The following is a 7,206-nucleotide window of genomic DNA, read 5'->3' as shown; positions in this document are numbered from 1 at the left end:
GTTCATTCTGGACAACGAACCGGTCTTCGACGCCTGCGAAAAATTCTGGATCGTCAATCGAATAGTCGACACCGACGAGGAAGCCCGGATCATCGGCCTGCTCGAAAGCCGCCGCCAGAATTTTCATACAATCCCCTTCGAACTCGATCAGTACCGGAAGATATCCTGGGACGTCGACCAGCTTGTTGCCAGCGACCTCCGATTCTCAGAGAAGGGCCGGGCGAGCGGACAGTCCGCGCGTTACGAAACGCACATCCGCCGCAGCAAGAACCTCTATGTGATGAACAACAATGGGGCTCGCAACGCCGCGCTCGCGATTGCCCGCGACAGGGCAAAATGGCTGATGCCCTGGGACGGGAACTGCTACCTGACAGACTCTGCGTTCCAGCGGATACGGTCCGCGATCGAGAAAAACCCGCACCTTCCCTACGCTGTGGTGCCCATGGCGCGCATTGTCGACAATGCGCTTCTGCTGGACCAGAGCTTCCAGCCGCCGGCCGAGGAAGAGCCGCAGATCATGTTTCGAGCCGATACCACGCAACTGTTCGACGAAAACTATGGTTACGGAAGGCGGCCAAAAATCGAGATGCTGTGGCGGTTGGCAGTTCCCGGCCCCTGGGACCGCTACCGCGACGACGCCTGGGATTTTCCACGCCCGGTCCGGGCAGCGGATGCCGGGCTGCTCCAGAAAGCGGGCTGGGTGGCGCGCCTGGATTCAGGGCGTTCGCATCTGGAGATCGGCAAGGCCGGCTTCGTCGCGCGTCTGGTCAGCCGCGATCAGGCGATCGTCGATATGGTCGATCAATGTGACGCCAAGGCAGTCGCCGCTCGGCTCGATGCCTCCCGCCTGGCCTTTTATGACGAAGACGCCCTGGCCCACGCGGTGAAGGACGGGCTCATCCTGCACCATCTCGAAACCGCGGCCGGACAGGCACTCGCCCGCGGTCCGTTCAGCGTGCTCGACAAGACTGGCCTAGCCCCCAGCGGGGATCCCCAGGACTATTTTCACCCCGCGCCTTACTGGTGGCCCGACCCCGACAGACCCGACGGCCTGCCCTATATCCGGCGCGATGGCGAACGCGTGCCCGGCACGGCATTGTATGCAGCAGGAAGCGAAACCTACGATCGCACACGCTTGCAGCGCGTCTTCGACGACACAACCGTGCTTGCGCTCGCCGCAACCGTGCTTGATGGGCATCATTATGCCGTCCACGCCGCCAGGCTCATTCGCGCATGGTTTATCGATCCCAGGACAAGAATGAACCCGCATTTGCGCTATGCGCAGGTGCGGTCGGGCCACGACAACAATGAAGGGTCCGGCCACGGCATCATCGAGCTGAAGGATTTCTATTTCTTCCTGGATGCCGTACGCCTGCTCGAGCGAACAGGAGTACTGGGCGACGAGGATCGCGAGGCGTTCAGAGCCTGGCTCGGTTCCTACTGCGAATGGCTGGACACCGCGCCGGCAGCCGCGACGGCCTTCTGCAGCAGCAGCAACCAAGGAACATATTACGATTTGCAGCGGGCATCGATCGCCACGTTTCTTGGCGACAGCGCCACCCTGGCCAAGATCAGCCTCTATGCTCGGGAGAGACTAGCAACCCAGATCGCAGCCGATGGCTCCTTGCCCAGGGAACTGTCCCGCACGCGCCCCAGGCACTACGCCATGTTTACCTTGCAAGGCTGGACGTCGCTGGCCCGTGTCCTGTCTTCGGTCGGTGACAATCTCTGGCAACACAAGACAGCCGAGGGACTGGGACTGGTCCAGGCGCTGCACTGGCTTGTTGCGCACGAGAACAAGCCACACACCATGTCGGCCGAAACTGTCGATCCGGATCGGCTTGGGCCGCTGCTTCTCGACCTGACGCACCATGATCCCCCAGGAATGCCACCTGCCGATCTGGGAAGGGCGACCAAGCCCATTTTTCATCCAGACGAGGCAATCGCGCCTTTTTGGCTGTGGCGGAGACATTAGCGACGCCCGGCATTCCTGGCCTGTTACGTCGATGATGAGAACCACTTTCCGCGCTTCAAACACCCGCGACGGTGCAAAGGCTCTTCATCCTGGTCACCGCCAGTTCCGGATCGGCCAGCAATCCGGCCTGGTCGGCAAGGCGGAACACGTCGGCATAGTGACGGATGCCGCGCGCCGACTGCATACCGCCGACCATCGCAAAATGATCCTGATGGCCGTTCAGCCAGGCCATGAGGACGATGCCGGCTTTGTAATACTCGGTCGGCGCCTCGAAGATCTTTCGCGACAGCGGCACGGTCGGCGCCATCAACGCGTCAAAGCCGGCGCGGTCGCCTTCCGCCAGTTTCGCCAGCGCCGCGTTGGCAACCGGCGCAATCGCGTCGAAAATACCCAGCAATGCGTGCGAGTGCCTTTTCTCGTCGCCGGCGATCAGTTCGGGATAATTGAAATCGTCGCCGGTGAACATGACGACGCCGTCCGGCAGACGGTTCCTCAGCGCGACCTCCTTGCCGGCATCGAGCAGTGAGATTTTTATCCCCTCCACGTTGCCAACGTGGCATTCGATGATGGCAACGACTGTATCGAGAGCGACCTCGAAATTCTCGCTGCCCCAATAGCCCCTGAGCGCCGGATCGAACATGTCGCCCAGCCAGTGCAGGATGACCTTGCCGGAGGACTGTGACAGGATGCGGTCGTAGACCCTGACATAGTCGTCCGGCCCTTTGGCAACTGCCGCCAACGCCCGGCTGGCCATCATGATCGCCTTGCCGCCGAGCCCTTCGATTAAAGCGAACTGCTCTTCATAGGCCTTGATGACGTCATCGATTGTTTTGGCGGCGGCGGGCGCCAGATGGTCGGTGCCGGCGCCCGAGGCGAGATCGGCGCCATCGACCGTGCGCGCCTCGGCGATCGAGCGGCGGATCAATTCCTGCGCGTTTGCCCAGTCGAAGCCCATGCCGCGCTGCGACGTGTCCATCGCTTCGGCGATGCGGAAGCCCAGCCGCCACAGATGGTGACGGAACGCCATCGTCCTCTCCCAGTCGATCACCGGTCTGGACCACGGATCGGTCATGGCGAGCGGATCGGCAACGACGTGCGCGGCGGCATAGGCGATACGCGAAAATCGCGCGCCGATGTCAGGCTGCACGGGCTCGCCGACCAGCGTGTACCGGGTGCTGCCGCCACCCTCACCAGGCAAGGAAATGTCCATCCATCGCTCCCTTCACAACGCTACTAAATGGAACGTTCCAATAAATCAAGGACCTTTAAGATTCGAACTCCCTGCAGGATGAAATGCTGCATTGCAACAGGAAAGCCTTATGAAGCATGCCATTTGAGTACGCACAATCGATGTTCGAGGCGCGGGAAAAATCCCGATTGACTCACGAGCGGAGCAGAGATTAGAACGTTCCAATAGTTTTGGGCCTGCAGTGGGGAGGATGCATCTGGATGGCCAACCGGGCCAAGGCGACGATATTCGACATCGCCCGCGAAGCGGGCGTGTCCAAATCGACGGTATCGCTCGTGCTCCAGGGCAGCGGACTGATCCGGCCCGAAACAGCGAGCAAGGTGCGCAAGGCGATCGAGGATGTCGGTTACGTCTACAACCGCGGCGCCGCCAATCTGCGCAAGGCGCACTCCAACGTCATCGGCATGGTCATCAACGATCTCACCAATCCTTTCTTCGCGGAGCTGGCGGTCGGCATGGAGCGGGTCTTCCAGTCGGCCGGCATCGTGCCGTTCATCGCCAACACGGCGGAAAATCCGGTGCGCCAGGAAGAAGTGCTGAAGTCGCTGATGGAGCAAGGCGTCGCCGGCCTCATCGTGTCGCCGGCTCGCGGCACGACGCCGGGCGCCTTCAGGCGGATCGAGACGGCAGGTCTGCCGGTGGTCTTCGCCATGCGCCGGCTTCCCGAGAGCCGCATTCCGGTCATCGCGCCCGACAATCATCGCGGCGCCTATCTCGCCACCGCTCATCTGATCGGCAAGGGACATCGCCGGCTGGTCTTCTTCGGCGGCTCGTCCGATCTCGTCGTCTATCACGAGCGGCTTGGCGGATTTCGCGAAGCCTGCGAGACGCAGGGCATCTCCGACCGCGACACTCTGGTCGTCGAGGGAGAGACCAGCCGCAGAGGTGGTATCGCATGCCTCGAAACCGCTCTCGCAATGGCTGAACCGCCGACTGCGGCACTCTGCTTCAACGACGCCGTCGCCTTTGGCGCCATGCTGGCGCTGCGCAAGCGCGCGCTTGAGCCCGGAGTTGATTTCGCCATCGTCGGCTTCGACGATGTGGCCGAGGCCGAGCATTACATGCCGGCTCTGACCAGCGTCGCGGTGGACTCGGCGGGTCTTGGCGAACGTGCCGCCCATGTCATGCTGAAAATGATCCAGTCGCGCACCACACGGGCCGAAGACCATATCGGCGCGGTCAATCTGGTGGTCAGGGAAAGCTGCGGCCCGGATCGCCGCATTCGAAACAGGGCGGCCGGTTCGGGAGGCGCTGCATGAGCGTCAAATGGAGCTTGATCGGCGCCAGCACGATCGTCAGGCAGTTCATGATCAACGCCATCCGCGCGCAAGGCGAGGACAGCATCTGGTCATCGGCGTCAACCGAAGCAGCATTGCAAACCGCGAAATCAGGCAAGGCGGTCGCAATCGACCCTGAATTCGGGAGTATGAATTGAGCAAGGTGGTCTCCGCGGCGCAGGCAGCCGGCCTGGTCAAGGACGGCATGGTCGTGTCGGTGTCCTCGTCGAGCGGCCTCGGCTGCCCCGATGCGGTGCTCGCCGCGATCGGCGAACGCTTCGACGCAGAAGGCCATCCGAAGAACATCACCACGCTGCACCCGATCGCAGCCGGCGACATGTATGGCATCAAAGGCATCGACCATCTGGCCAAGCCGGGACTGCTGAAGCGTACCTTGTGCGGCTCCTACCCGTCCGGCCCCTCCTCTTCCGAACCGCCGCAGATCTGGAAGATGATCGGCGACAATTCGGTCGCCGCCTACAACGTGCCGTCCGGCATCCTGTTCGATATGCACCGCGAAGCCGCGGCCAAGCGGCCGGGCGTGCTGACCAAAGTCGGTCTCGACACCTTCGCCGACCCGCGCCACCAGGGCTGCGCCATGAACGACGCCGCCAGCGAGCCGATCGTTTCGGTGCAGCAGTTCGACGGCGAGGAATGGCTCTATTTCCGCTCTATCGTGCCGCAGGTGTCGATCATCCGCGCCACGTCGGCCGACGAGCGCGGCAACCTCACCTACGAGCATGAGGGCGCCTATCTCGGCGGACTGGAACAGGCGCTCGCCGCCCGCAACAATGGCGGCATCGTCATCGCGCAGGTCAAGCGCGTCGTCGAGAACGGCACGCTGAAACCGCATGACGTGCGCGTGCCGGGCGTCCTGGTCGACCATATCGTCGTTGCGCCCGACCAGTTGCAGACGACGCTGACACCCTATGACCCGGCGATCTCGGGAGAAATCTTCCGGCCGCTGTCGAGCTTCCGCACGCCGGAGATGAACGTGCAGAAGGTGATCGCGCGCCGCGTCGCCATGGAGTTGCGCGACGGCATGGCCGTCAATATCGGGTTCGGCATTTCCGCCAATGTGCCGCGCATCCTTCTCGAGGAAGGCCAGCACGGCAAAATTACCTGGGTGATCGAACAGGGCGCGGTCGGCGGCGTGCCGCTGCTCGACTTCAAATTCGGCTGCTCATCGAACGCCGACGCCTTCATGCCCTCGCCGCACCAGTTCATCTATTTCCAGGCCGGCGGCTTCGACGCCTCGCTGCTGTCCTTCCTGCAGATCGATCGACACGGCTCTGTGAATGTTTCGAAGCTTTCGGCGCGGCCGCATGTCACCGCCGGCGCCGGCGGCTTTGTCGACATCACCGCACGGGCGAAGAAGATCGTCTTCTCCGGCTTCTTCAATGCCGGCGCCAAGCTGTCTCTGGCCGATGGCGGCATCCGCATCGACCACGAGGGCAAGGTCAAGAAGGTGGTCAACGAAGTCGAGCACATCTCGTTTTCGGGCAAGCGCGCGGTGGCGCAGGGACAGGACATCACCTATGTCACCGAACGCTGCGTGATGAAGCTGACGCCGGAGGGGTTGGTCGTCACAGAACTCGCACCCGGCATCGATCTGCAGCGTGATGTGCTGGCCCAGTCGGAAATTCCGTTGGCCGTTGCCAGGGACCTCAAGACGACACCGGCAGCCCTCTATCAGGAGCAACCGATAGGCCTGTCGCTGAATGGCGGCGCCTCGGTCGGAGGCGCGCGTGGCTGAGCCTCTCGTCACCTTCGAGCAGGATGGCGCCATCGGTACCATCACGCTGCGCCGGCCGGAGAAATTCAACGCACTGGACATTCCGATGCTGCGGGCGCTAGAGACGGCGCTCGACGCGGCCGAGATGGCCGAGGGCGTCCGCGTCGTGCTGCTGCGCGGCGAAGGCAAGGGCTTTTGCGCCGGTGGCGATGTCGAAGCCTGGGCGCAGATGAGTGCCGCCGATTTCCAGGTGCAGTGGGTGCGCTACGGCCACCGCGTCTTCGACCGCTTGGCGCGGCTGCGGCAGCCGACAATCGCCGTCCTGTCCGGCCATGCGCTTGGCGGCGGCCTGGAACTGGCTGCGGCTTGCGACTTGCGCGTGGCGGAAACACAAGTGAAATTAGGCTTCCCGGAAACCTCGATTGGCGTCGTGCCCGGCTGGTCCGGTACGCAGCGCGCCGTGCGCCGCTTCGGCGCGCAGACGGTGCGCCGCATGGCGCTGGGCGGCGAGATCCTTCTCGCCCCCGAGGCACTCGCCCTGGGCATCGTCGACCGGGTGGTCGCAACTGGCAACGCACACGAAGAAGCAAAGGCGTGGGCGGAAAAGATCGCCGAGCGCGGCCCGCTGGCGACGGAAGCCGCCAAGCTGATGATCGCGGTCGCCGAAGGCGAGGAAAGTGCCGCCGCCACCGAAGCGCTGGCCAGCGGCTTCATCGCCCTGACCGGCGATCTGAAGGCCGGCGTCGATGCCTTCAAGGCCAAGCAGAAGCCGGCCTTTTCGAGATCCTAGAGCAAACATATGAACGCACCCCTGAAGATCGCCATGCCGGCCGAGGCGGCCGAAGCCCCGAAAGGCTACAAGCTGCTGATCAACGGCAAGCATGTCGATGCCCGCGACGGCCGCACGATTGCTCGAAACAGCCCCGGCCACGGCTTCACCGTCTCGCACTATGCGCAGGCCGGTGAGGCC

Annotated in this window: 6 protein-coding genes; 5 read left to right on the top strand and 1 reads right to left on the bottom strand. The window is 63.3% G+C overall.

The features are described from left to right. On the top strand, positions 1 to 1,975 hold a 1,975-nt coding region (locus EN991_RS16590), incomplete at its 5' end, for an alginate lyase family protein (protein ID WP_127369153.1). A 55-nt stretch (positions 1,976 to 2,030) separates the two neighbouring features. Here the strand turns inward: EN991_RS16590 and EN991_RS16585 are convergent. Beyond that, on the bottom strand, positions 2,031 to 3,185 hold the full coding sequence (locus tag EN991_RS16585; RefSeq protein WP_127369152.1) for a dihydrodipicolinate synthase family protein: 1,155 nt from the start codon (positions 3,183 to 3,185) through the stop codon (positions 2,031 to 2,033). Positions 3,186 to 3,424: 239 nt separating this feature from the next. Here EN991_RS16585 and EN991_RS16580 point away from each other — a divergent pair, with 239 nt between their 5' ends. The 4 genes from EN991_RS16580 to EN991_RS16565 are packed head-to-tail and all read left to right on the top strand — an operon-like array spanning position 3,425 to position 7,026. Then, entirely contained in the window at positions 3,425 to 4,483 is a 1,059-nt protein-coding gene (locus EN991_RS16580; RefSeq protein ID WP_127365982.1) for a LacI family DNA-binding transcriptional regulator, read from the top strand. Then, on the top strand, positions 4,480 to 4,659 hold the full coding sequence (locus EN991_RS16575) for a hypothetical protein (RefSeq protein WP_063173051.1): 180 nt from the start codon (positions 4,480 to 4,482) through the stop codon (positions 4,657 to 4,659). The genes EN991_RS16580 and EN991_RS16575 overlap by 4 nt, the downstream gene beginning before the upstream one ends. Then, entirely contained in the window at positions 4,656 to 6,257 is a 1,602-nt protein-coding gene (locus tag EN991_RS16570; protein WP_127369151.1) for an acyl CoA:acetate/3-ketoacid CoA transferase, read from the top strand. Before EN991_RS16575 ends, EN991_RS16570 begins: the two co-directional genes overlap by 4 nt. Next, positions 6,250 to 7,026: an enoyl-CoA hydratase/isomerase family protein gene (locus EN991_RS16565; protein ID WP_013529703.1), complete on the top strand. Its 777-nt coding sequence runs from the start codon at positions 6,250 to 6,252 to the stop codon at positions 7,024 to 7,026. Before EN991_RS16570 ends, EN991_RS16565 begins: the two co-directional genes overlap by 8 nt. Positions 7,027 to 7,206: the final 180 nt, after the last annotated feature.

Origin of the sequence: Mesorhizobium sp. M7A.F.Ca.US.005.03.2.1 (genome assembly GCF_003997795.1) — a bacterium.
Lineage (GTDB): Bacteria > Pseudomonadota > Alphaproteobacteria > Rhizobiales > Rhizobiaceae > Mesorhizobium > Mesorhizobium ciceri.
Note: the sequence above shows the minus strand (reverse complement) of the source record. Positions and strands in the feature narration are given on the sequence as shown.